At 56.5% G+C, this 24,397-nt stretch carries 18 protein-coding genes and 2 tRNA genes; 1 reads left to right on the forward strand and 19 read right to left on the reverse strand.

The genetic code is table 11. The features are described 5' to 3' along the window. Positions 1–10: 10 nt before the first annotated feature. The 11 genes from IAD09_01720 to IAD09_01770 form a co-directional block, all read right to left on the reverse strand. Positions 11–1,651: an RNA methyltransferase gene (locus IAD09_01720; protein ID HIT80953.1), complete on the reverse strand. Its 1,641-nt coding sequence runs from the start codon at positions 1,649–1,651 to the stop codon at positions 11–13. Continuing rightward, complete coding sequence (locus tag IAD09_01725; protein ID HIT80954.1) at positions 1,651–2,547, reverse strand: serine acetyltransferase; 897 nt, start codon at positions 2,545–2,547, stop codon at positions 1,651–1,653. Before IAD09_01725 ends, IAD09_01720 begins: the two co-directional genes overlap by 1 nt. Before the next feature lie 160 nt (positions 2,548–2,707). After that, positions 2,708–3,889, reverse strand: a complete 1,182-nt coding sequence (locus IAD09_01730; protein ID HIT80955.1) for a PepSY domain-containing protein — start codon at positions 3,887–3,889, stop codon at positions 2,708–2,710. Between the two features lie 88 nt (positions 3,890–3,977). Continuing rightward, positions 3,978–5,423 (reverse strand): DUF4374 domain-containing protein, encoded by a 1,446-nt coding sequence (locus IAD09_01735; protein HIT80956.1) that lies wholly within the window; start codon positions 5,421–5,423, stop codon positions 3,978–3,980. A gap of 47 nt (positions 5,424–5,470) precedes the next feature. After that, positions 5,471–7,861, reverse strand: a complete 2,391-nt coding sequence (locus tag IAD09_01740; protein HIT80957.1) for a TonB-dependent receptor — start codon at positions 7,859–7,861, stop codon at positions 5,471–5,473. Between the two features lie 212 nt (positions 7,862–8,073). Then, positions 8,074–8,829 (reverse strand): succinate dehydrogenase/fumarate reductase iron-sulfur subunit, encoded by a 756-nt coding sequence (locus IAD09_01745; GenBank protein HIT80958.1) that lies wholly within the window; start codon positions 8,827–8,829, stop codon positions 8,074–8,076. 18 nt (positions 8,830–8,847) lie between these two features. Next, positions 8,848–10,842, reverse strand: coding sequence for a fumarate reductase/succinate dehydrogenase flavoprotein subunit (locus IAD09_01750; protein ID HIT80959.1), 1,995 nt, complete (start codon positions 10,840–10,842; stop codon positions 8,848–8,850). Positions 10,843–10,898: 56 nt separating this feature from the next. Further along, a complete protein-coding gene (locus IAD09_01755; protein HIT80960.1) occupies positions 10,899–11,561 on the reverse strand; it encodes a succinate dehydrogenase cytochrome b subunit in 663 nt (220 codons plus the stop codon). A 125-nt stretch (positions 11,562–11,686) separates the two neighbouring features. After that, complete coding sequence (locus tag IAD09_01760) at positions 11,687–12,859, reverse strand: endonuclease/exonuclease/phosphatase family protein (protein HIT80961.1); 1,173 nt, start codon at positions 12,857–12,859, stop codon at positions 11,687–11,689. Beyond that, on the reverse strand, positions 12,804–13,691 hold the full coding sequence (locus IAD09_01765; protein HIT80962.1) for a rhomboid family intramembrane serine protease: 888 nt from the start codon (positions 13,689–13,691) through the stop codon (positions 12,804–12,806). Before IAD09_01765 ends, IAD09_01760 begins: the two co-directional genes overlap by 56 nt. Then, positions 13,678–14,388 (reverse strand): rhomboid family intramembrane serine protease, encoded by a 711-nt coding sequence (locus tag IAD09_01770; protein ID HIT80963.1) that lies wholly within the window; start codon positions 14,386–14,388, stop codon positions 13,678–13,680. Before IAD09_01770 ends, IAD09_01765 begins: the two co-directional genes overlap by 14 nt. Before the next feature lie 269 nt (positions 14,389–14,657). On the opposite strand from IAD09_01770, the gene IAD09_01775 reads away from it, so the two are divergent. Next, positions 14,658–14,930 (forward strand): HU family DNA-binding protein, encoded by a 273-nt coding sequence (locus tag IAD09_01775; protein HIT80964.1) that lies wholly within the window; start codon positions 14,658–14,660, stop codon positions 14,928–14,930. A gap of 124 nt (positions 14,931–15,054) precedes the next feature. Here IAD09_01775 and IAD09_01780 read toward each other — a convergent pair whose 3' ends face one another. The 8 genes from IAD09_01780 to IAD09_01815 all read right to left on the reverse strand — a co-directional run bounded on the left by IAD09_01780 (position 15,055) and on the right by IAD09_01815 (position 24,367). Further along, a complete protein-coding gene (locus IAD09_01780) occupies positions 15,055–16,707 on the reverse strand; it encodes a S41 family peptidase (GenBank protein ID HIT80965.1) in 1,653 nt (550 codons plus the stop codon). 12 nt (positions 16,708–16,719) lie between these two features. After that, positions 16,720–17,196, reverse strand: coding sequence for a pantetheine-phosphate adenylyltransferase (gene coaD, locus IAD09_01785; protein HIT80966.1), 477 nt, complete (start codon positions 17,194–17,196; stop codon positions 16,720–16,722). Beyond that, entirely contained in the window at positions 17,183–19,036 is a 1,854-nt protein-coding gene (locus tag IAD09_01790; protein ID HIT80967.1) for a type IIA DNA topoisomerase subunit B, read from the reverse strand. Before IAD09_01790 ends, coaD begins: the two co-directional genes overlap by 14 nt. Before the next feature lie 31 nt (positions 19,037–19,067). Next, complete coding sequence (gene rnr, locus IAD09_01795) at positions 19,068–21,329, reverse strand: ribonuclease R (protein HIT80968.1); 2,262 nt, start codon at positions 21,327–21,329, stop codon at positions 19,068–19,070. 273 nt (positions 21,330–21,602) lie between these two features. Further along, entirely contained in the window at positions 21,603–23,570 is a 1,968-nt protein-coding gene (gene gyrB / locus IAD09_01800) for a DNA topoisomerase (ATP-hydrolyzing) subunit B (protein ID HIT80969.1), read from the reverse strand. Between the two features lie 301 nt (positions 23,571–23,871). Next, a tRNA-Glu gene (locus tag IAD09_01805) sits at positions 23,872–23,943 on the reverse strand. Positions 23,944–24,005: 62 nt separating this feature from the next. Beyond that, on the reverse strand, positions 24,006–24,257 hold the full coding sequence (locus IAD09_01810; protein ID HIT80970.1) for a 30S ribosomal protein S20: 252 nt from the start codon (positions 24,255–24,257) through the stop codon (positions 24,006–24,008). 35 nt (positions 24,258–24,292) lie between these two features. Next, positions 24,293–24,367: transfer RNA gene (locus IAD09_01815), tRNA-Glu, on the reverse strand. Positions 24,368–24,397: the final 30 nt, after the last annotated feature.

Raw genomic sequence — 24,397 nt, forward strand, 5'->3', positions numbered from 1 at the left:
TGGCGTCGGATTATTTTTTCTTGCGCGGTCTGAGGCTTTTGCCGTTTTGGGGGGCGTCTTTTTTCTCGTCGGGATTGCCGATGGAGGGTTTGCGTCCGATGACGTAGCTGCGTATGGCTTCGTCGCCGTGGGGACGGTTGCGGCGGTAGCGCGATATTTTTATTTCGTCGTCGTCGAAGTAACTGTCGGGGAGTCGGTTGGTATTCGTCGGCTCGTTTCCCTCCGCTTTCCCGAAGGGGCGCTCCCGGCGGTAGCCGTCCCGGTTCTCGCTGCCGGCTTTGCCGGCGAAGGGGCGACCGTTGCGACGTTCGCGTTGCGGCTTCTCGCTGCGTGTTTCGTCTTTCTCGCGTTGCGGCTTGCGATCGTCGAACGCGTAGAATTTCCCGGGTCGTTCTTTTCCCCGTTTTCCATTGTTGTTGAACGGCTTACGGTCGTCGAAAGTGCGGAATTTTTCGTCGCCTTCGGTTGCGGCCGGTTTCTTGAATCCGCCGGTTTCGCGCTTGAAGTCGTTGTATTTCCCGTCGAAGATTTCATATTTGCGGAACTCGCATTCGAGGGCGCCGTTCATCATGGGCAGACGGGCGGCGGCTTTGAGCCCGATGTGGTCGAAGCATTCGTTGCGGTAGCTGAGCACCCAGGCGTCGAACCCTTTGAAAACGTGTTTCAGTTGTGATCCTATCATGGTGTAGAGCCCCATGAGGTCGTCGCTGGTGATGCGTTCGCCGTAGGGAGGGTTGGTCACCAGGAGTCCGCCCGGGGTGATGTCGCCTTCGGCATATTGTTGCATGGGCTTGGTCGAGAGGTCGATGTAGCGGCTCATGCCGGCGTTCTTGATGTTGGCCAGGGCTATCTCGGTGGCGGCGGGAGAGATGTCGCTGCCGTAGATTTTGTGGGTGAAGGGGCGTTCGTGGCTCTCGTCGTTGTAGAGGCGGTCGAAGAGCTCCTCGTCGAAGTCGTTCCAGTGTTTGAAGGCGAAGTCCTTGCGGTAGATGCCGGCCGGCGTTCCCGTGGCGATGAGGGCGGCCTCGATGAGGAGGGTTCCCGAGCCGCACATGGGGTCGATGAAGTCGCGGCTGCCGTCCCAGCCGGCCAGCAGCAACAGGCCGGCGGCGAGCACTTCGTTGAGCGGGGCTTCGGTCTGTGCCACGCGGTATCCGCGGCGGTGGAGCGATTCGCCCGAGCTGTCGAGCGAGAGGGTGCAGGTGGTCTGGCTGATGTGCAGGTTGATGAGTATGTCGGCGTTGCTCAGCCGCACCGAGGGGCGTTTGCCGTATTTCTCGTTGAAGAAGTCGGCGATGGCGTCTTTGGCGCGGTAGGTCACGAACTTGGAGTGGCGGAATTCGTCGGAGTAGACCACCGGGTCGATGGAGAAGGTCATCTCGGGAGTGAGATACTGTGTCCAGTCGAAGGCTTTGACCTGGGCATAGAGCTCGTCGGTGTCGCCGGCCGTGAAGGTGTGTATCGGTTTGAGAATGCGCAAGGCGGTGCGGCAGTGGAGGTTGGTCTTGTAGAGCAACTCCTTGTCGCCGGTGAACGACACCATGCGGCGTCCTGTTTCGATGTTTTCTCCGCCGAGGGCGGCAATTTCTGAGGCAAGAACTTCTTCGAGACCTTGAAAGGTTTTTGCGATGAATGTGGTGGAAGATTCCATTATTTTCGGGCTTTACTTTGTACAATGCGGGCATTGGGGGCGACATCTTCGGTGACCCAGATGTTGCCGCCGATGGTGGCTCCACGGCCTATCGTGATGCGGCCGAGAATGGTAGCGTTGGAGTAGATGATGACATCGTCTTCGAGAATCGGGTGGCGGGGTATGCCTTTGATGGGGTTGCCTTCGTCGTCGAGGGGGAAGCTCTTGGCACCGAGGGTCACTCCTTGGTAGAGTTTCACGTTCTTGCCGATGATGGCGGTGGCGCCGATGACGACACCGGTACCGTGGTCTATCGAAAAGTATTCACCGATGGTGGCAGCGGGGTGTATGTCGATGCCGGTCTCGGAGTGGGCCATCTCGGTGAGGATACGCGGGATAAGGGGGATTCCCTGCTGATGCATTTGGTGGGCGACACGATAGTTGATCATGGCCCGTATGGCCGGGTAGCAGTAAATCACCTCTCCATAGCTCTCGGCGGCGGGGTCGCCGTTGTAGGTGGCGATGACGTCGGTCGACAGCAGGCGGCGCAGCTCGGGCAGTGCTTCGATGAATCGGGCGGCGTGTCCCTCGGCTGTCCGATGCAGCTCGGCCAGCGAAGACGCGTCGCAGGTTTCGGAATTGTCGAAGTGGAGTACCGAAAAGACTTGGTCGGCCAGCAGGATATAGAGTCGCTCGGCGGCGGTGCCGAGGTGGTAACCGATGGTGAGGCCGTTGAGTCCCGAGAGACCGAAGTAGCCGGGAAAGAGGAGCTTGCGGCAAAGCCCGATGATTTCATCGAGTTTCTCTATCGAGGGCATGCGCTGCTCATCGGAGCCGTGATAGCTCAGCTTGCTCTGGGGGTCGCGGTAGGAGAGTTGCTCCACGACATCGGCGATGATATGGGTGTGAGAGGTCATGTCGGTAAGGTGCAATGCTGATTAAGGAGACAAAGATAAGACAATTTACCGACAATCGCCGGCTTTGCGCCGGGAAAGTAATACGTTGTTTCCTCAAAAAAGACCGGCCCGCCTCGGGTTTCCCGGGCGGGTCGGTCAGGTGGAAGATGCGGCATGCCGCTTATTGCCGGCCGCTTTTCCGGCGCAGGAGCCGTTTTATCCACAGATAATAGCCGGTCAAGGGTAGGGTGGCACCGACGAGGGCGGCGATGAAATAGAGAATGCGGGTGGGCATGCCTCCCCAGCTCCCCACATGCAGGGTGTAGAGCCAACCGCGCAGTTTGCTGGTGCGGGGACTCTCTTTGTAGCGTGTGATGGAGGTGATTTCACCACTTTCCGGGTCGAAGGCATAGCGGTCGGCCGCCCGTTGGTTGCCCCACTTTCCCCAGGAGACCGAGGCGTTGCCGTCGCCGATGGTGATTTGTTCGAAACCTTTGTTTTGCGCCGACAGCTCCTCATAGACCTGTTGCCAGTGGGCATAGGTCGTTGTGCGGGCGCCGGGACGCCGGCTTTGCCCGTCGGCTTCTGCCCGCCGATTCCTGGAAACCTCCTTTGCGCTCTCTGAGGCGGTGTCTTTCTCTCGGTTGGCCGATGACGCGTGTGTTTGATTTTGCGATGCGTCGGCACCGAAAATTTTGTAGACCCCGTCGCGGTACCACGAGAACGACCAGGTCAGTCCCGTCAGGGCCATGACCAGCAGGAATACCAGCGTGTACATGCCTCCGGCGACGTGCAGACCATATTGGAATCGCGCCGCACCTTTTCGGAGGGGTATTTTGAGACTGTTCGTCAGCGCTTTGCGGTTTCTGGGCCACCAGACGACGATGCCCGATACGAGTATGACGACAAAGAGCAGCGTACTCACGCCGACGATGAGTTTCCCCACGAAGAGCCCTCCGTCGGGGCGGGCGCTGTCGAGCAGCCAGCGGTGCAGCCTGAACATGACCGAGAAAAACGGCGTCCGTTCGTTCCGCCCCAGCACTTCGCCCGTATAGGGGTCGATAGAGAGCGAGGCGCGGCGGGGTTGCGAGAGCGATACCTGCCAACTGCGCCGCGGGTCGGCTTGGACGGTGAGCCCCGTGGCTTCGGTGCCATCGGGCAGCTTGGCCGCCGCCATCTCCATGAGCCGGTCGGCCGGCAGCGGCGCGGCCTTCACTTCCTCGACGTAATAAAGGTCGGGGCGGCAGAGTTGCGTGATTTCGGTCTCGAAGACCAACATGGCTCCCGAGAAACATATCAACGTGATGATCAATCCGAAGGGGACCGAGAGCCATAGATGCAGGTGGCGAAAGATTTTTCTCATGCGCATAGTCGTTCAGGAGAGCCTTGCCGGGTCTTGACGCCCGGCAGGCTCTTGTTTTGAGGATAAATGTTTTTCTCCGTTCGAAGGTTTATTGCACCGCCAGTTTCCCTACACCGCTCACTTGGGTGGCGACGATGGTGATTCCTTTCGAGGCCGAAGCCGAGACCGGGTCGATTTTGTAGATGGCCGGATAGTCGTCGGTGGTGGTGACGGCGATGTAGGCGTTGCCGTTCTCGATAAAGGGGGTGTTGCCGAATCCCGAAATGCGGTCGGTCGAGGGCAGTCCCGAGACGAAGGTCAGCGAGCCGGTCGACCCTTTGAAGATGGCCAGGCGGTTGGCCGTCTTGTCCGAGGCGGTGATTTCCTTGTCATACATCAGCAGCAGGAAGTAGTCGTCGGCAATGAACCAGCTGCGCAGGAAGGCCGCCTCCCGGCCGTTGTCGTCGGTGAGGGCGTGGTAGTAGCTCTCGTCGAACTCCTGTGTGGCGGTGTTGATGCGCACCACGCCGGCCGGCAGCGAGGTTTGTTGCAGTTCGCTGGCCATGGTCTTGGCGTAGCTCGGCGAAAAGACATAGACATAGCCGTCGTCGGCCTTCCACAACATTTGGTAGTATTGCGATCTGTTGCGGCCGCAGGCGTAGCTTATCTTGTCGGTCTTGATGAGTTTCTTGCCGGTGAGCGTGTTGTCGTCGAAGATGGCCACCCAGCATTCGTCGGGATACTGGGTCCATTGCAGTTCGTCCTTGTCGTAGGCGCCGCTGCCGCTGCCACCCGACTCGGTCTTGATGAGCGAGGCGTAGTCGCCGTCCTTGCGCACCCACTTGTGGGGGTTGCCGTTGTCGTCTTTCTGCATGCAGCCATATTGGCTCAGTCCCATGGGCACAGCGGCCGCATAGACCGCGTCGCCCACCTGTTCGAGACCGGCCAGCGTTACATACTCGCCGTTGCCGAGGAAGTTTTCCGAGAGGTAGGCCGGGTTCCCGGTGTCGTTTGAGGTGACGTTCTCGTTGTTCACGTCGAGATACGAAATGAGGAACGATTTGGGGGTGTAGCCGTTCTCGTCGTTCCACTCCGTGGGGCCGTCGCCCGACGAGGTGGTCATGATATACTGGTTGTAGAGGCCGTAGGTGGTGAAGCGTTTCAGTTCATACTCCTTGGCCCGCTTGTTCATGTCGAAGGCGGCATCGAGCGTGAATGATTGAGTCGTCCCCGCATTGCCCTGGTGATAGTTGAGGGCATAGAGCATCTGGTCGTTGTAGAAAATCCAGTAGGAGGCACCCTCATTGACCAACCCTTGTGTAGTGGCCGATACCTTGCAGGAAGGGTCGTCGAGCCGGTCGGCCGTGAGCAGGACGTTGGTCGAGTTGCCCGATGCCTCTACCGTGGCCGCAATCACATAATTACCTTTCGATGCCTCGGTGAGCGTGCCCAGGGCGCCGTTGTTGCTGTCGTTTCCTCCGTCGTCGTCGGAGCAGGAAGCCATGCCGGCCGCAGCGAGTGCGAGAAGTCCGGCAAACAAAAAGTTCTTTCTCATTTTTCAGAAATTAAAAGTTTATGATGTTTGTGTATGATGTCCGAAAGTCAGTTGCCGAAGCAGATGCGTACTTTGCCGTAAAAGGCCCGCCCGGCTTTTTGCAGACTGAAATTGTCGTACAGCCGTTCGTCGGTGAGGTTGCGGCATTCGAAGGAGAAGTTGTACCGCCCGTTCCGTAGACTGTAAGTGAGCGTCAGGTTGTGCGAGAACTGGTCGGGCACGACGAAGTTGCTCTTTTTCCCCACGGCCTGCGAGTAGTAGGAGAAACTGTGCAGATAGAGGTTTTCGTAGGTTACCGTGAGCAGGTTGCCTTTCCCGAACAAGTCGTGCCAGTAGAGGTTGATGTCGCTGTCGGCAAAAAGATAGGGCACGTTGGGCATGCGCGAGCGGTAGGCGATGTTTTCGACCTGTTTGCCTGTGCTGCCTATTTGGTACTTCTCGTTGTCGCGCACGTCCATCTGAGTGAAGTTGCCTCCGAGACTGAGCCATTTGTCGAAACTGTACCGGGCCGAGAGGTTGACCCCTTGCGTCAGGACTTTGCCGTAGTTGATGTAGGTGGCGTTCTCTTTGCCGCCGCTCAGGTCTTGTATGTTGCGCTGAATGTAGTCGCTGGTGTTGCGGTAGACGAATCCCGCTTCGAGGTAGAGGGTGTGCATGCCGAAGGTCGGGTTGTAGCTCAGGTTGAGATTGACGTTGTGGCTCTTCTCGGGTCGCAGGGTTACTTCGCCGCTTTCCAGGTCTTCGTCGCCGAAGAGCTCTTCGATGGTGGGCAGCCGGCAGGCTCTCTCATATGAGGCTTTGGCTTGTAACTTACTGACAATAAAATAGGTGCCGGCCACGCCATATCCCCAGCTGTTGCTGGTGCGGCTGGTGCGCACATAGTCGCTGGCGTTGTCGTCGACGGCCATGGGGCCGGCCACCTGCTGCCGGTAATGTTTCCCGAAGAGCGACAGGTTCCAGTGTTTCGAAGGGGAGAGGCGGTAGGAGAGGCCGGCGATGTTCTTGCGGGTCTCCTTGGCGATGGCGTCGGTAGCCTCCTCTTCGGCCAGCAGCGAGGTGTTGTCACGACGGAAGGCGTTCCACACGTTGTTGAACGTGAGCAGGTGCATCGAGCCGATGCGGTAGTTGAGTGTGAGGGTCGCGTTGCCGTTGTTGTTGTCCGAGCGGGTGTGTTGGTACGACTGCTCGCCGCGGGAGTTCATCACCTTTTTCTCACCGAGCCAGTTGTATTCGTAACGGGCGGTGTCGACGTTGAAGGTGGCATTGCGGTTGTAGTTGGCCGTGAATACGACATCGAGGCCCGGCGTGAAGAGGTCGCGCTTGCTGTATTCGAGCGAAGGCATGAACGAGTGTCCCCGGCGGTGTTTCTCGCCGAAGACGGTCTTTTGGCGCACGCCCGTCTGTATCTCCTGGTACATGTTGGAGTAGGTGAAACCGACGAGCAGTCGGTCGGCCCAGGATTTGTTTTCGACGCCGATTTTCGCCACGACGGCTTCGTTGTGGTAGGTGTCGTGAAACCGCTTCACACGTTGGGTCTTCTCGGTATCGAAGTCGGTGGTGCCGTCGTCCTTGAAATATTTTATCGGGGCGTCGACCCGGTAGTTGTTGTCGGAGTAGTTCTGGAATGCCGTGAGTTCATAGACGAAGCCGTTGTCGAGCCGTTGCCCGAAGTCGATGTGCGACTTGTGGGTGTTGAACGAGCCGTAGGAGTAGGAGGCATCGACATGCCAGCGCCGGCGTTGGCGGTTGGTGACGATGTTGATGACTCCCCCCAAGGCATCGGTGCCGAACCCTACCGGCACTACCCCTTTATAAACTTCGATGCGGTCGGCAAAGTTGATGGGAATGTTGTTCAGCCCGAACGAGCTGCCCACCCCCTCTTGCGGTACGCCGTCGATGAATACCTTGACGTGTTTCCCGCTGAACCCGTCGAGCGTGATGGCGGTACTCGACCCCACGCCGCCCGATTCGCGCACCTTCACGCCGGGTACTTTGGCCAGCGTGCCGGCCAGGTCGCGGGTCGTGTTGTGCAGCCCCTTGGCGTCGATGGCCACGGCGTTGTAGGCCGAGCGGTTGATGCGGCTCACCCCGTTGGTGCCGGTTACGGCAACTTCGCGCAACGCCTTGACTTCGGGCTCGACGACGATGTCGAGTTTTACCCTCTTTCCATCGACGATTTCGACCTCCCGCTCTACTGTCTTGTAGCCGAGTGCGGTGACAATCAGCGTGTATTTCCCGACCGGCGCTTTGATGCGGAAAATCCCCTCTTTGTCGGTTTGGCTGCCACGGCCAGAGCCTTTGAGGTGGGCGGTGGCAAAGGTGACGGCTTCGTTGCCGCGGGTGACGACGCGCCCCGAGAGCATTCCTTTTATTTCGCAGAAAACAGGTGTGGTGGCTAAAAAAAAGAAAAAGAGAAAACAGAGTTTTTTTGCCTTCATTTGCAATGATATAATCTTGTAAAAATCACTGCAAATTTCTGTATTATGCCCTGCTGCGACAATACCGAAAAAAGGGGGTTTCTTGTCGTGCGGCTACCTCTATTTTATGAAAGGCAGGTGAACGACCGTAATAAAAAATCCCGGCACATTTCTGTGTCGGGATTTAAGACGTATGTTTGGCGGAGAGCAGAGCGCTTGTCCGCGCGGAGAAATTAGTCTTTCAGTTTGGCCTTGATAAACTCGCGGTTGAGGCGGGCGATGTTGGTAATCGAGATGTTTTTGGGGCATTCGGCTTCGCAGGCGCCGGTGTTGGTGCAGTTGCCAAATCCCAGTTCGTCCATCTTCGAGAGCATGGCCTTGGCGCGGCGGGCGGCTTCGATGCGGCCTTGGGGCAGCAGGGCGAGCTGGCTCACCTTGGCCGAGACGAAGAGCATGGCCGAGCCGTTTTTGCAGGCGGCTACGCAGGCTCCGCAACCGATGCAGGTAGCGGCGTCCATGGCCTCATCGGCGTTGGCTTTGGGAATGGGTATGGCATTGGCATCGGGAACACCGCCGGTGTTGACCGAGATGTAACCGCCGGCTTGCATGATTTTGTCGAAGGCGCTGCGGTCGACCATCAGGTCGCGAATGACCGGGAACCCGGCCGAACGCCACGGCTCTACCGTGATGACATCGCCGTCGTTGAACTTACGCATGTGCAGCTGGCAGGTCGTTACATCTTCGTCGGGCCCGTGGGGGTGTCCGTTGATGTAGAGCGAGCACATGCCGCAGATACCTTCGCGGCAGTCGTGGTCGAAAACGACGGGGTCTTCACCGTTGTTGATGAGTTGTTCGTTGAGAACGTCGAGCATTTCGAGGAACGAACTCTCGGTGGAGATGTTTTGGAGCGAATACTCTTTGAAAGCGCCTTTTTCTTTGGGGCCTTTCTGACGCCAGATTCGGAGCGTTATGTTGATATTTTTTTCCATAATCGTATGCCTATAAGATTATTGTTTGTAATTACGTTGTTGTACCTTGATGGCTTCGTATTTCAACTCCTCTTTATACATGACGGGTTCTTTGTCGTCGCCTTGGTACTCCCAGCAACTTACATACATATATTTGTCGTCCTGACGCAGAGCCTCTCCATCGGGGGTCTGGTATTCCTCACGGAAGTGTCCGCCGCACGACTCGTTGCGGTTGAGGGCATCGAGGGCCATGAGGTGGCCTATCTCGATGAAGTCGGCCAGACGCAGGGCTTTTTCCAGCTCGACGTTGAGCGTGTTGGCTTCGCCGGGGATATGCACGTTGGTCCAGAACTCTTTCTTCACCTCCTTGATTTTTTCAAGGGCGATTTCGAGACCCTCTTTGGTGCGGCCCATACCCACGAATTCCCACATGATGTGGCCGAGCTCTTTGTGAATGGAGTCGACCGAACGTTTACCCTTGATGTTCATCAGTTTGGCGATGCGGGCGTTTACGTCTTTCTCGGCTTGCACAAACTCGGGTAGGCTGGTGCTGAAACGGGGCACGGTGATTTGGTCGGAGAGGTAGTTCTGTATCGTATAGGGCAATACGAAATATCCATCGGCGAGACCTTGCATCAGGGCCGATGCTCCCAGACGGTTGGCTCCGTGGTCGGAGAAGTTGGCTTCACCGATGGCGAAGAGGCCGGGAATGGAGGTGCTCAGTTCGTAATCGACCCAAATACCGCCCATCGTGTAGTGAATGGCCGGGTAGATTTTCATCGGGGTCTTATAGGGGTTCTCGTCTACGATTTTTTCGTACATCTGGAAGAGGTTGCCATAGCGGGCGCGAACCACGTCTTCACCGAGGCGTTCGATGGCCGAGGCAAAGTCGAGATATACGGCCAAGCCGGTCGAACCGATGCCGTAGCCGGCGTCGCAACGCTCTTTGGCGGCACGCGAGGCCACGTCGCGGGGCACGAGGTTACCGAAGGCCGGGTAGCGGCGCTCCAAGTAGTAGTCGCGGTCTTCTTCCTTGATGTCGGTGGGTTTCAGTTTGCCGGCGCGAATGGCTTCGGCGTCTTCTTTTTTCTTGGGTACCCAGATGCGGCCGTCGTTGCGGAGCGACTCCGACATGAGGGTGAGTTTCGACTGGAATTCGCCGTGTACGGGAATGCAGGTCGGGTGAATCTGTGCGAAGGCGGGGTTGGCGAAGTAGGCGCCTTTGCGATAGCATTGCATGGCTGCCGAGCCGTTCGAGCCCATGGCGTTGGTCGAGAGGAAGAAGGTGCGGCCGTAACCACCGGTGGCGATGACCACGGCGTGGGCGGCATAGCGCTCTATCTTACCGGTGATGAGGTTGCGGGCAATGATACCGCGGGCACGGCCGTCGATGATGACGAGGTCGAGCATTTCGTGGCGGGGGAAGAGTTTCACGGTGCCTTTCTTCACTTGGCGGCTCAATGCCGAGTAGGCGCCGAGCAACAGTTGCTGGCCGGTCTGTCCTTTGGCATAGAAAGTACGCGACACTTGGGCACCACCGAACGAACGGTTGTCGAGCAATCCGCCGTATTCACGGGCGAAGGGTACGCCTTGTGCCACGCATTGGTCGATGATGGAGTTTGACACTTCGGCCAGACGGTAAACGTTGGCTTCGCGGGCGCGGTAGTCGCCGCCCTTGATGGTGTCGTAGAAGAGGCGGTACACGCTGTCGCCGTCGTTCTGGTAGTTCTTGGCGGCATTGATACCTCCTTGTGCAGCGATGGAGTGGGCGCGGCGGGGAGAGTCTTGAATGCAGAAACTCAGCACGTTGAATCCCATTTCACCGAGCGATGCGGCAGCCGATGCGCCGGCCAGGCCGGTACCTACGACGATGATGTCGAGGCGGCGTTTGTTGGCGGGGTTCACCAGTTTCTGGTGGCTTTTATAGTTGGTCCACTTTTCGGCCAAGGGGCCTTCGGGAATTTTGGAGTCGATTTTTTTTGCAGCCGGTTGGGTTGCAGCTTGCGGGGCTTCCTGTTGGGTTTTAGCCTCCATAGCTTCGGGGGTTATATCTGTTTTAGCCATAGTCAATATGATTAGATGATGTTACGTTATGCTATGAAACCGAAATAGATGGCTACCACAGCAAATCCGAGGCAGAGAATGGTCGTGTAGATGTTGGAGATGCATTTCCAGCGCGACAGCCAGATTTTGTTGTTCCAGCCCAGCGTCTGAATGGCGCTCCAAAAACCGTGGGTGAGGTGGAACCAGATGGCCACGAACCATACCAGGTAGATGACGGCCACGATGGGGTTGCCGAGCGTCTCGACGATGAGACCGTATCCGTCGTGGGGGTTCACTTCGGGCAGAATGCCGGTGATTTCGTTGAACTGCATTTTGAACCAGAATTGGTACAAGTGCAATGCGATGCCCAATACGACGATGATGCCCAATACAAGCATGTTCTGGGAGGCCCATTCGACATCTTTGGGTCTTTCGGTCACTTTGTAACGGTCTTTTCCGCGGGCCCGACGGTTGATGTAGGTCAGCCACAAGGCAAAGAGAATGTGCAGTACTGCACCGGCTGCGATGACGGCGGTACCTGCCAAGGCATACCAGTTGGCTCCCAAGAATTCACACACCGCGTTGTAGCCCTCTTCCGAGAAGATGGCCACCAAGTTCATCGACATGTGGAATGTCAGGAACAAGATAAGAAAAAGACCGGTGAGGCTCATCACCACCTTTTTCCCGATTGATGAGTTTAATAACCACATAAGATTTGAGATTTTTTTTGAGTTAATATTTGTCTTATAATGTATTGCCTATTGAAAACATCTCTTTTCGGCTTGCAAAATTAATGGAATGTCGATATGTATGCAAATATTAAGGAAAAATTTCGCTAATCTGACCGTTGATTCCATTGCAAGGTTGCCATTACGGGGTAGTGGTCGGAGTAGCTTTTGTGTATGATGCGGCTGTCGGTCGCCCGCAGGGCGTCGTTGTGCAGAATGTGGTCGATGCGGAACCACATTCCCGACTCGTGGTAGGTGATGCCCGGGCCGAATCCCGTCGACACATACGCATCGCCGAAATCGCCGCGTATCTTGCGGTAGGCATAGGACTGGGGCGTGTCGTTGAAGTCGCCGCAGATGACGACGGCGCCCGGTATCTCCTCGGCAAACGCGCGTATGGCACGGGCTTGCTTGGCGCGCATGGCACCTGCGCGGGCCAGTTTTTTCAGGAGTTGGTTTTTGGCTTGGGGCAGGAGGTCGGTCGATTGGGTCGGGTGTTTGGCTATCTGCTCATACAGTTCCCGGTCTTTGTGTTCGAGATGGTTCGATTCGAGATGGCAGTTGATGAGCGTGAGCGGCTTCCCGTCGATGGAGAACTGGTAGAGGCAGGCCCGGTTGCTTGATTCGTCGAAAGAGATGGTCTCGACCTTCTTGATAGGGTATTTCGAGTAGCAGGCGATGCCCGTGTGGTAGAGGCTGGGTTTGTAGACGTGGTGGTAGGGGTATTCCGACAGCACCCGTTCTATGCCTCTTTGGGTGAGCTGTTGCCTTTTGGTCGGTTGGTTGCTGTATTCTTGCAGGCAGATGATATCGGCCTCGCTGTCGCGCAGCAGGTCGAGAATCGTGTTGCTCTTCCCGCCGCTGGTCGATGCGGCCTGGCCGAAACTCTGTATGTTGTAGGTGAGCAGGGTGATTCCCTCCTTGGGGCTTCCCCAGTTTATGTGCACGGGAAAGTAGTTGCGGGCCGACCCGAATGAAAGCAGCAGGAAAATCACGGGAAGAAGGGCATATTTCCGTGGACGAATGAAGAGTTGCAGCAGCAGGAGCGACACTTCGAGGAAAAAGAATAAGGGATAGGCCAGCGTGAAGAAGAGTGCCGGTGCAAAACGGTCGGGCGGAATCAGGTCGCTGTATGCGGCTACGAGCAGCAGCCCGCCCGCGACGAGGTTGATGCTCAGAGCCAGTATCCGGTAGGCGGCCGAAAAAATCTTTACGCCCTTTTTCTTATTTTTTCCCGGCTTCGAAGAGTTGTCGTTTTTCGTCCCGTGAGAGTGATTCATATCCCGATTGTTTTATTTTGTCGAGAATGCGGTCTATTTCGACCGTTTTCTCTTGCCGGCGTCGCAAATATTCTTCGTCGCTGACATTCCTTGTGCGGTTTGGGCGGCTCTTTTTGAACGGGCGGCTGCTTGGGGTTCCCGGTTTGAAGAGAAGAACAAATTGGTCGACCATACGGTTGAAACTTTTTGTCAAGTCGCGGCCGGTTTTGTATTGCCGGGCAAAAAGGTAGCCGAAGAGGGCGCCTCCGATGTGGGCAATGTGTCCGCCCGCATTTTGGGACGTGATGCTCAGCAGGTCGAGCAGCACGGTGATCAGGGCAATGTATTTGAGCGAGACATTGCCCAGCAGGAACAGCCTTATTTTATAGTCGGGGGCGTAGGCCGACACGGCAAACACGACGCCCAGTACGGCGGCCGATGCGCCCAGCAGCATGCCTCGGCTGGCGGCGAAATAGGGCAGCAGGTTGTAGGCCGCCAGGTAGAGCACGGCTCCGCTCAACCCGCCCAGGATATAGACCCCGCCAAACTGCTTGGCGTTGAAAAACAGGAGGAAGAGCTGCCCGAACCAGTAGAGCCACAGCATGTTGAAGAGCAGGTGCAGCAGGTCATACTGGAAAAACATGTAGCTGATGACCGTGTAGGGCCGATGCAGCAGGAGGGTGGGGTCGGACGGCAGTTCGAGATAGGGCGCTACCGAGAACGGACTGCCCATCAAGGTGCAGATGATGTCGGAGAGCCGCACGACAAGGAACAGGCCGACGTTGATGAAGATAAACTTTATCGGCAGTTGCCCCGTGTTGTATTTCAGGCGCAGGTCATCAAAAATACCCATTGCGGCTGCCTCCTTTCTTGCGCCAGTAGAGAATGAGTATGAGGCCGAAGAGCATGCCGCCCAGGTGGGCAAAGTGGGCGATGTTGTCACCGCCGCCGCTGCTGCTGCGAATACCCAGGAAGAGCTCGATGAGTCCGTAGCCGATGACGAAATATTTGGCCTTGATGGGGATAGGGATAAACATCAGGAAGAGCTCGGCGTTGGGGAACAGCATGCCGAAGGCCAGCAAAATGCCGAACACGGCACCCGAGGCTCCGATGGTGATGATGTTGTTGAGCATCATTTGCGTGTGCTCCCAGCCGATGGCGGCTTCGGTATGGGCAATGGCTTCATGCAGGGAGAGGTACCAGGTGATTTCCTGTATCAGCCCGGCGCCGAGGCCGGTGATGATGTAAAAGACAAGGAAACGTTTCCCGCCCCACACCATTTCGAGCGTGCGGCCGAAAATGAAGACCGAGAACATGTTGAAGAATACATGCCCGAACGAATAGGGGTCGTGCATGAACATGTAGGTCACCATCTGTGCGGCGTTGAAACGTTCGGCCTGGAAGTAGTGCAGCCCCATGTATTCGACCAGGTCGATACCGAGGGTTTTCTTGAAGACAATGGTTGCCAGCCATAGCAACAAGTTGATAATAATCAGGTTTTTGGTGACAGGCGGAATGCTGCTGAGAAAATTTGACCGGTTTTCAATCATGTGGGTTTATTTATGGTGTGCCGAACAATAACGGCTGTTTCGGGTTGAAAAGTTTTATGCGACACAAAAATAAGGAATATTTCTTTGCCGAAAAGATAAAAAAAGGACAGAATGGGAAAAGGATAAATATTTTTGTCTTTTTTTTGACCTAAACCTTTGTTTTTTTGTTTTTTAATTATACATTTGTCCACAAGTTGATGCTCTTTCCCCTTGTCGGGATAGAAGAAAGGAAGAAGATAAACCATATTTTAATACTAACAATAAACATTATGAACAAAACAGATTTGATTGCTGCTGTTGCAGAAAAAGCCGGCTTGGCCAAGACCGACACCAAAAAGGCGTTGGAAGCATTTGTTGCTACCGTATCGGAAGAGTTGGCAAAAGGTGAAAAAATCGCTTTGATTGGTTTCGGAACTTTCTCTGTCAGCGAGAAAAGTGCAAGAACCGGTATCAATCCCGCTACCAAACAGACCATCACCATTCCGGCTAAGAAAGTGGTAAAATTCAAAGCCGGTGCAGAATTGGCCGACAAAGTAAAATAATTGTTTTACGGATTGAAAAAGAAAAAACCTCTTCCCCGCGGGGAAGAGGTTTTTTCTTTTTTCGTGTAGCCGGGTGAGAGATAGGCCCCGACGAGCGGTAATGGCCTGCACGTCGCGGCCGTGCTTATTCGCCCAGCAAGGAGGGGTATGCCTCGGTCCTAATGATTTCAACCGCTTTGAGATAGGTCGGGTCGGTCGGGTTGTAAATCTTGTAGAACGCCGATGCGTCGTTGTAGAGGTCTCGGGCCAGCAAGGCTTTGAGATGTGTGGCGATGAGGGGCATGGCTTGCTCTCTCTCGGCGGCGTCTTTGGGCGTGATGCCCGACCGGGCGGCCAGTTCGTCGAGCAATTTCAACAGGTCGTCGTCGATGACATATTGGTCGATAAACCGTTGCACGCGCCGGTACTTGGCGTTCAACTCCTTGCGGTGGCTGTCGAGGTAGGTATAGACGCTGCGGTTCAGCACGCCGCTGCGCAGGAGTTGGCGATGGTAGGCGGTGTAGCGTGTGGTGTCGAGGCCCACGAATACATCGGGCATGATGCCTCCGCCGCCATAGACCGTGCGTCCGGTGCGCAAAGTCTTGTAAGTGAGTGAGTCGGTGAAGTGAATACTGTCGGCATTCATCAGTTCGCCATGTATGAACCGCTCATTCAAATCCTGTTCGTATGCTTCGCTCTCGCCTTTGACATAAGGGCGTTGAATGCAGCGGCCGGTGGGCGTGTGGTAGCGGGCCACGGTGAGGCGCAGCAGCGACTGGTCGGGCAGGGTGATGGGGCGTTGTACCAACCCCTTGCCAAACGTGCGACGGCCTACGACCACGGCGCGGTCCCAGTCTTGGAGCGCGCCGGCCAGTATTTCGCTGGCCGAGGCCGACAATTCATCGACCATCACCACGACCCGTTCGTCGGGAAGGAGGGGTTTGCCCGAGGCTTTCTCTTGGGCCCGGCGGGTGTTGCGTCCTTCGGTGTAGACGATGAGTTGGTCTTTGTCGAGGAACATGTCGGCGATGGCGACGGCGACGTTGAGATAGCCGCCACCGTTGCCTTGCAGGTCGAGAATGAGGCGGCGCATACCCTCCTTGCGGAGCGATTTCACCGCTTTTTCCATCTCTTCGGCGCTTTTTTCGGCAAAGCGGCTCAGCCTGATGTAGCCTGTCGAGTCGTCGAGCATGTAGGTGGCGTCGATGCTGTTTACCGGGATTTTATCGCGGGTGATTTTGAATGTTATCGGTTCGCTTACGCCGCGCCGCACGACACCTACCGAGACTTTGCTGCCCCGCTTGCCCCGCAGCATGGTGATGATGTCGTTGATGGGACGTTTCACGCCGGCCACGAGGGTGTCGTCGACCGTCACGATGCGGTCGCCGGGCAAGATGCCCGCTTTTTCCGAAGGTCCGCCGACGATGGTCTGCACGACGAGCAGCGTGTCGTTGAGCATGTTTATCTGCACCCCGATGCCGTCGAAGCGGCCCGACAGGGTTTCGAGCGTCTGCTTCGCTTCATGGGGTGGCAGGTAGGTCGAGTGGGGGTCGAGTTGTTTGAGCATGGCGGCGATGGTCTTTTCGGCGAGGGTGTCTTCGTCGACCACGTCGACATAAAGACGCGAGACGGCGGCTGCCACCATGTTTATCTTGTTGAGCGCATTGAAGCGGCGGGGTTGTTCCTCGCGACGATTCTCGGTCGATGCGCGTCGGTCGTTTTCTTTCGGGGTTTGTGCCATTGCCGTCCCCGTCAGCAGCAGGAGGGGGAGCAGCAGGAGTGTCGTGAGCCTTTTCATGGGTCGGTGGGGTTAGCGGAGGTCGGGGAGAACGAGGTTTTGGGGTATGAACTGTTTCACCGGTTGGTTGAAGCGCAGCAATTCGCGCACGACCGAGGAACTGATGTGGGCATATTGCGGCTCGGTGAAGAGCAGGAGCGTTTCGATGCCCGAGATATCGCGGTTGAGGTCGGCGATGGTCTTCTCGTATTCGAAGTCGGCGACGGAACGTATGCCCCGCAAGATGGCGGTCGCTTCCCGTTTTTTTGCCTCGATGACGGTGAGGTTGTCGTAGGTGATGACTTCGACGCGGGGTTCGTCGGCAAACAGTTTTTGCAGCATCTCCACACGTTGTCCCGGCGTGAAGAGGCAGCGCTTGGCATCGTTGATGCCGATGGCGACGATGACTTTGTCGAAGATTTGCAAGGCGCGCCGCGTCACCGATTCGTGGCCCAGCGTGAAGGGGTCGAATGTGCCCGGATAAAAGGCTGTTTTTTCAGAGGTCTTCATCGTCTACAATCAGGTTATCGATAATGAAATTCTGTCGTTCCATGGTGTTTTTCCCCATGTAAAATTCGAGTAGCTCTTTCACCGAGTCTTCTTTGCGCAGGGTGACCTGGTCGAGCCGGATATTCTCGCCGATGAACTCTTTGAACTCATCGGGAGAAATCTCTCCGAGCCCTTTGAAACGGGTGATTTCGGCGTTCTCGCCGAAATATCTGATGGCCTCGATGCGTTCCTGGTCGGTGTAGCAGTAGCGGGTTTCTTTCTTGTCGCGCACGCGGAAGAGCGGCGTTTGCAAGATGTAGACGTGTCCTTTCTTGATGAGGTCGGGGAAGAATTGCAGCAGGAAGGTGAGCGTGAGCAGCCTGATGTGCATGCCGTCGTCGTCGGCATCGGTGGCGATGATCACCTTGTTGTAGCGCAACCCCTCGATACCGTCTTCGACATTGAGGGCGGCTTGCAGCAGGTTGAACTCCTCGTTCTCGTAGACTACCTCGCGGGTCTGCCCGTAACTGTTAAGCGGTTTGCCCCGCAGGCTGAAAATGGCTTGCGTGTCGGCGTTGCGGCTCTTGCCTATCGAGCCCGAGGCCGAGTCGCCCTCGGTGATGAAGATGCAGGTCTCGTCGCGCAGGTCGCCTTTGGGGTCGTTGTAGTGTATGCGGCAGTCTTGCAGTTTGCGGTTGTGGAGGTTGGCCTTCTTGGCCCGTTCACGGGCAATCTTCGAGACGCCGGCGATGGCTTTGCGCTCTTTTTCGGAGTCTTGTATCTTTTTGAGGAGAATCTCTTTGGTCTCGTTGTTGCGGTGGAGGTAGTTGTCGAGTTCTTTTTTCAGGAAGTCGCCGATGAACTTGTTCACCGTGGGGCCGTCGGGTCCCATGTCGCGCGAACTGAGTTTGGTCTTGGTCTGCGACTCGAAGACCGGTTCCTCGACCTTGATGCTGATGGCGGCTACCATGCCGTTGCGAATGTCGGCATATTCGAAGTTCTTGGAGAAAAACTCCTTTATGGTGCGCGACACCGCCTCTTTGAAGGCCGACAGGTGGGTGCCCCCCAGTATCGTATGTTGGCCGTTGACAAACGAGTAGAACTCCTCGCCATACTGGTCGTTGTGGGTGATGACCACTTCGATGTCGTCGCCTTTGAGGTGTATCATCGGGTAGAGAGGGGTGGCGGTCATCTTCTCGTTGAGCAGGTCGACGAGGCCGTTTTTCGACGTGTACCGCACGCCGTTGTAGATGAAGGTGAGACCCGAGTTGAGGTAGGTGTAGTTCTTGATGAGGGCGACGACAAACTCTTCGCGGTATTTGTAGTCGACGAATATCGTGTCGTCGGGTTTGAAGCACACCCAGGTTCCGTTGTTCTGGTCGGTAGGGATGATGGCGCTCTCTTCGACTTTGTTGCCGCAGGCATAGGTGACGCTTTTGCATTCGCCGTCGCGGTAAGACTCGATGCGGAATTCCGACGAGAGGGCGTTCACGGCCTTGATGCCCACACCGTTGAGGCCGACCGATTTCTTGAATGCCTTGGAGTCGTACTTGGCGCCGGTGTTCATCTTGGAGGAGACGTCGACCACTTTGTCGAGGGGGATTCCCCGTCCGTAGTCGCGCACCGACACGCGGTCGTCTTCGATGTCGACGATGACCTGTTTGCCATAGCCCATCATATACTCGTCGATGGTGTTGTCGATGACCTCTTTGAGCAGCACATAGATGCCGTCGTCGGCGTGCGTGCCGTCGCCGAGTTTCCCGATATACATGCCGGGACGCCGGCGTATGTGTTCTTTCCAGTCGAGGGTGCGTATGCTGTCTGAGCCGTATTCGATTCCGTCTTTGGTGTCTTCTGCCATGGTGTATGCGATTAATGTGGGGTGTCTTTGTTTATTTGCGGCGTTTGTGTCGGCGAGCCATTTTCAGCCCGAAGTTTTTCGGCGAGAGTCCTTTGCCGGGTTTCGGCTTCGGCGTGCGGGTCGGTGACGTGGCGGTGGTGTGGGAGAGGGCGCGTTCTTCGAGGGCGAAGTCGATTTGCCGGCGCTCCATGTCGACGCGGGCAATGACGATGCGCAGCGGGTCGCCGAGGCAGTATTGCCGGCGGGTGCGGTGACCGACCAAGCGGTAGTTTTTCTCGTCGAACTCGTAATAGTCGTCGTCGAGGTCGCGCATGGGAATAAGCCCTTCGCATTTGTTCTCGTCGATTTCGACATACAGCCCGCGGTCGGAGATGCCCGAGATGGTGCCGTCATAGACCTGTCCCAACCGTTCGCTGAGGAACTCGGCCTGCTTGTATTTGATGGAGGCGCGCTCGGCATTGGCCGCCAGCTGTTCCATGTCGGAGGCGTGTTCGCATTTCTCTTCGAGTTTCTCTTTGTCGACGGCGCGACCTTGGTTGAGGTAGCGTTCGAGCAGGCGGTGCACCATCATGTCGGGGTAGCGGCGTATGGGAGAGGTGAAATGGGTGTAGTAGTCAAATGCCAATCCGTAGTGCCCGATGTTGTCGGTCGTGTAGACGGCCTTGGCCATGGTGCGTATGGTGAGGGTCGAGATGAGGTTTTCTTCGGGACGGTTGTGTATCTCGCTGAGCATCTGATTGATGGAGTCGGTGATTTCCGCCCGGGTACCCGAGGCTTTGAGTTGCAGTCCCAGCCGGCGCACAAACTCCGACAGGGTGGCCATCTTCTCGGGGTCGGGGTTGTCGTGCACGCGGTAGACAAATGGTTTCGGCGTTTTCCCTTTGGGGACGCGACCTATCGTTTCGGCCACCGTGCGGTTGGCCAGCAGCATGAATTCCTCGATGAGTTTGTTGGCCTCTTTCGACACTTTGTTGTAGACGCTGATGGGGCGTCCTTTCTCGTCGATGACAAATTTCATTTCCTGGCGGTCGAAGTCGATGGCTCCGTGGGCAAAACGCTGTTTGCGCAGGGCTGCTGCCAGACGGTTGAGCGTGAGTATCTCCCGGGCGCAGTCGCCTTGTCCCGTTTCGATGACCTGTTGTGCCTCCTCGTAGGCGAAACGGCGGTCGGAGCGGATTACCGTGCGGGCGATGTGCGATTGTTTCACCTTGCCGTTGTCGTCGAGGGTGAAGATGACCGAGAAGCAGAGTTTCTCTTCGTCGGGGCGCAGCGAGCAGATGTGGTTGCAGAGCCGTTCGGGGAGCATGGGCACCGTGCGGTCGACCAGGTAGACCGAGGTGGCTCGCTGGTAGGCTTCCTGGTCGATGGGGCTTCCTTCTTTGACGTAGTGGGTCACATCGGCGATGTGCACGCCCACTTCCCAGTCTCCGTCGGGGAGTTGGCGCAGGGAGAGGGCGTCGTCGAAGTCTTTGGCGTCGGCCGGGTCGATGGTGAATGTCGTGATGCTGCGGAAGTCTTCGCGTCGGGCTATTTCGTCGGCCGGGATTGTCTCTTCGATTTTGTCGGCCAACTGTTCGAGCTCTTCGGGGTAACGGGTGGGGAGGCCAAACTCGGCGAGAATGGCGTGCATCTCGGTGTCGTTCTCGCCGCTCTTGCCGAGTATTTCCGTGATTTCGCCTTGTGGACTGGCGTTATACATGGGCCAGTCGGTGAGGCGCACCACGACTTTTTCGCCTTCCTGCGCGCCGTGTGTGAGGCGTGCCGGGACATAGACGCAGTGGTCGAATGTGCGGCTGTCGACCCACAGCACCGTTTCGCGGGGGCCGATTTTTTCGACCCGTCCCACGATTTGCTGGGCACCGTTGCGTCGGGTGATGTCGGTGACTTCGGCTTCGCCGCTGTATTTGCCTCGGTTGATGAGCAGATACTCGACCGAGTCGCCCGAGAGGGCGTGGCGGGCGTTGCTCTCGCTCACGGCGATGGGGTCGCCTCCGTTGTCGGGGGTGATTGAGAGCCGGTGGTGGTTGCGCACGAACGTGCCGGTGAGGAAGAGGTCGGCCACGTTGCGGCGGTAGCGTCCCGGCCCTTCTTGCAGGAGGAACCCTTCCTTTACCATGTTGTCCAACAGCACGACGACTTCGCGTTTCTGCATCTCGTTTTTGGCGCCCACCCGTCGGGCTATCTGTCGGGGGTTGTAGACCGTGCGGAAGTTTTCGTTGAACAGGTCCCTGATGTGCTCGGCAAAGGGCTTGGTGGCTTTGACTTCGGGGCGTAGTTTGCGATGTTTGACCATGGCTGTTGGCGTTGTTGGTGGTTGGTTGTGCAAATTTCCCTTTCCGGGAATATTCTTGGCTTTATGTTTTTGGCATCGGTGTGCTTTGTGGCGCTTGGCGCAAACCTCTTTGGGGGTAGAAGCCCGGTTTCTGTTTCCGGGGCTTGGCCGTCGTGCTTGCACCGTGTGCGGCGTGCGGGGTCTCTTTTTAGCAGACAGCCCGGTCGTCGCAAGGCGGCCGGGCTGCTCGTTTCTGCCTCGATAGTGGGGCGTGAAGGGTTTTGCGCGCCCGACCTATGCGTCGATATTGGCGTATGTGGCGTTCTTTTCGATAAATTCCCGGCGTGGCCCGACATCTTCGCCCATGAGCATCGAGAAGATGTAGTCGACGTCGGCGGCGTTGTTGATGGTCACCTGTTTGAGTATGCGGGTTTCGGGATTCATCGTCGTTTCCCACAGCTGTTCGGGGTTCATTTCACCCAGACCTTTGTAGCGTTGGGTGTGGATTCCCGACTCCGACCCTTCGCCATATTTTTGTATGAATGCCTGACGGGCCTCTTCGGTGTAGCAATACTCCTTGATGTTGCCTTTGCTGCACAGGTAGAGGGGCGGGTTGGCGATGTAGAGGTGTCCGGCTTCGATGATTTCGGGCATATAGCGGTAGAAGAGGGTCATGATGAGGGTGTCGATGTGGCTGCCATCGACATCGGCATCGGTCATGATGATGATTTTGTGATAACGGAGTTTTTCGATGTTGGCCTTTTTGCTGTTGTCTTCGCCGTCGACACCGAAGCGCACGCCCAACGCGGTGATGATGTTGTTTACTTCGTCGCTCTCAAAAGCCTTGTGCCACATGGCTTTCTCTACGTTGAGGATTTTTCCTCGCAAGGGCAAGATGGCTTGGGTGGCACGGCTGCGTCCTTGCTTGGCCGATCCGCCGGCCGAGTCTCCCTCGACGAGGAATATCTCGCACTCTTCGGGGTTGCGCGATGAGCAGTCGGCCAGTTTGCCGGGCAGTCCGCCGCCACTCATGGGGTTCTTGCGTTGCACCGACTCGCGGGCTTTGCGGGCGGCGATGCGCGCGGTTGCGGCGAGAATCACTTTGTCGACGATGAGCTTGGCCTCTTTGGGGTGCTCTTCGAGGTAGTTGGTGAGGGCTTCGCCCACGGCTTGGTTCACGGCACCGCTCACTTCGTTGTTGCCCAATTTGGTCTTGGTCTGCCCTTCGAATTGCGGCTCGGCGACTTTGACCGAGATGACGGCGATAAGTCCTTCTCTGAAATCTTCGCCCGAAATCTCTACCTTGGCTTTTTCGAGGGCTTTGGCGCTCGTGTCTTCGGCATATTTTTTCAGCACGCGGGTGAGGGCGGTGCGAAAGCCGGCTTCGTGCGTTCCTCCCTCGATGGTGTTGATGTTGTTGACGTAGGAGTGCAGGTTTTCGCGGTAACCCGTGTTATACATGATGGCGCATTCGATGGGAACGCCTTGTTTCTCGGTGTTGAGATAGATGACGTCGTTGATGAGCGGGTCGTTGTTGCGGTTGAGGAAACGCACAAACTCTTTCACCCCTTCGTCGGAGTGGAATGTCTCTTTCCGCGGATTGCCGTTCTCGTCTTGCTCGCGCAGGTCGGTGAAGGTGATGGTGATACCCTTGTTGAGGTAGGCCAGCTCGCGCAGACGGTTTTGCAGGATTTCGTATTGATAGGTCGTGTCGGTGAAGATGCTGCCGTCGGGTTTGAAGGTGATGGTCGTGCCGGTGTTGTTCGCTTCGCCGATGACCTCGACCCCGTGGAGGGGTTTGCCGCACGAGTATTCCTGCATGTAGATTTTCCCGTTGCGGTGCACCTCGGCGCGCAGATAGGTCGACAAGGCGTTGACGCACGATACGCCTACACCGTGCAGACCTCCCGATACCTTGTAGGAGCCTTTGTCGAATTTTCCACCGGCGTGCAATACCGTCAGGACGACTTCGAGTGCCGACTTGTGCTCTTTCTCATGCATGTCGACCGGTATGCCGCGGCCGTTGTCGGTGACGGTGATGGAGTTGTCGGGGTTGATGAAAACTTCGATGTGGGTACAGTAGCCGGCCAATGCCTCGTCGATGGAGTTGTCGACCACCTCATATACCAGGTGGTGCAGTCCTTTGATGCTGATGTCGCCGATATACATGGCGGGACGTTTTCTTACGGCTTCGAGCCCTTCGAGCACCTGTATGCTGTCGGCCGAGTAGCTGGCATTCTGCTTGTTGTTTTCTTCTGACATATATTTGCTGTGTTAATTCTGTTTGATGGTGTTTTCCTGTCCTGCAAGGTTGGCAACGGCCGTCTCTTGCAGGGTGGCGGAGTCGGGCCGCAAAGGCGGAAAACCTCACGACAAAGATAATAAAAAAACTCGGTGTGGGGAAATTTTTAGCAATCTTTTCGATGTGTTGATGAGGGAGAATTGCGGGAAAAAGCCGGGTGGCGTGACAGATTGTGTCGGGTGCGGCCGTGTGCGGGGAGGCGGGGCTATTGTGCCGAGGTGCCGATACGAAAAAAGCGTTGAGGATTTCCTCAACGCTGGGTAGCCCATAGGGGAATCGAACCCCTCTTTCAAGAATGAAAATCTTGCGTCCTAGCCGATAGACGAATGGGCCATGATTACCGCCTCGGTGCGAAGCGGCCGGCGTGCAACCTCACCACGGAGGTGCCTGCGGTATCAGAGCTTGTTGATGTGCAAAGCCAGTTTCGACTTCAAGTTGCTGGCTTTGTTTTTGTGGATCACATTTCTCTTAGCCAACTTGTCGAGCATCGACGAAACTTGGCGGTACAATGCGGTGGCATCGTCCTTCACGGTCATGGCGCGGAGTTTGCGCACGGCGTTGCGGGCGGTTTTAGCGTAGTATCTGTTGCGCAAGTTTCTGGTTTGCGTCTGTCTGATTCTCTTGATGGATGATTGATGATTTGCCATTCAATAAATCTCCTTTAATTTTTTTTGTTTCTGATTGGTAGCCCATAGGGGAATCGAACCCCTCTTTCAAGAATGAAAATCTTGCGTCCTAGCCGATAGACGAATGGGCCGTTTTCCGTAAATCCCTATCAATGAAAGAG

It is taken from the genome of Candidatus Caccoplasma merdavium (assembly GCA_018715595.1).
GTDB lineage: Bacteria > Bacteroidota > Bacteroidia > Bacteroidales > UBA11471 > Caccoplasma > Caccoplasma merdavium.

What these genes read in the sequence shown, in the direction of transcription:
- IAD09_01755 (HIT80960.1), bottom strand. Translation starts at nt 11,561, where the DNA reads ATGTGGTTATTAAACTCATCAATCGGGAAAAAGGTGGTGATGAGCCTC.
- IAD09_01740 (HIT80957.1), bottom strand. Translation starts at nt 7,861, where the DNA reads ATGAAGGCAAAAAAACTCTGTTTTCTCTTTTTCTTTTTTTTAGCCACC.
- IAD09_01725 (HIT80954.1), bottom strand. Translation starts at nt 2,547, where the DNA reads ATGACCTCTCACACCCATATCATCGCCGATGTCGTGGAGCAACTCTCC.
- IAD09_01780 (HIT80965.1), bottom strand. Translation starts at nt 16,707, where the DNA reads ATGAAAAGGCTCACGACACTCCTGCTGCTCCCCCTCCTGCTGCTGACG.
- IAD09_01790 (HIT80967.1), bottom strand. Translation starts at nt 19,036, where the DNA reads ATGGCAGAAGACACCAAAGACGGAATCGAATACGGCTCAGACAGCATA.
- gyrB (HIT80969.1), bottom strand. Translation starts at nt 23,570, where the DNA reads ATGTCAGAAGAAAACAACAAGCAGAATGCCAGCTACTCGGCCGACAGC.
- IAD09_01760 (HIT80961.1), bottom strand. Translation starts at nt 12,859, where the DNA reads ATGAATCACTCTCACGGGACGAAAAACGACAACTCTTCGAAGCCGGGA.
- IAD09_01720 (HIT80953.1), bottom strand. Translation starts at nt 1,651, where the DNA reads ATGGAATCTTCCACCACATTCATCGCAAAAACCTTTCAAGGTCTCGAA.
- IAD09_01745 (HIT80958.1), bottom strand. Translation starts at nt 8,829, where the DNA reads ATGGAAAAAAATATCAACATAACGCTCCGAATCTGGCGTCAGAAAGGC.
- IAD09_01750 (HIT80959.1), bottom strand. Translation starts at nt 10,842, where the DNA reads ATGGAGGCTAAAACCCAACAGGAAGCCCCGCAAGCTGCAACCCAACCG.
- IAD09_01770 (HIT80963.1), bottom strand. Translation starts at nt 14,388, where the DNA reads ATGATTGAAAACCGGTCAAATTTTCTCAGCAGCATTCCGCCTGTCACC.
- IAD09_01810 (HIT80970.1), bottom strand. Translation starts at nt 24,257, where the DNA reads ATGGCAAATCATCAATCATCCATCAAGAGAATCAGACAGACGCAAACC.
- IAD09_01730 (HIT80955.1), bottom strand. Translation starts at nt 3,889, where the DNA reads ATGAGAAAAATCTTTCGCCACCTGCATCTATGGCTCTCGGTCCCCTTC.
- IAD09_01775 (HIT80964.1), top strand. Translation starts at nt 14,658, where the DNA reads ATGAACAAAACAGATTTGATTGCTGCTGTTGCAGAAAAAGCCGGCTTG.
- IAD09_01765 (HIT80962.1), bottom strand. Translation starts at nt 13,691, where the DNA reads ATGGGTATTTTTGATGACCTGCGCCTGAAATACAACACGGGGCAACTG.
- rnr (HIT80968.1), bottom strand. Translation starts at nt 21,329, where the DNA reads ATGGTCAAACATCGCAAACTACGCCCCGAAGTCAAAGCCACCAAGCCC.
- coaD (HIT80966.1), bottom strand. Translation starts at nt 17,196, where the DNA reads ATGAAGACCTCTGAAAAAACAGCCTTTTATCCGGGCACATTCGACCCC.
- IAD09_01735 (HIT80956.1), bottom strand. Translation starts at nt 5,423, where the DNA reads ATGAGAAAGAACTTTTTGTTTGCCGGACTTCTCGCACTCGCTGCGGCC.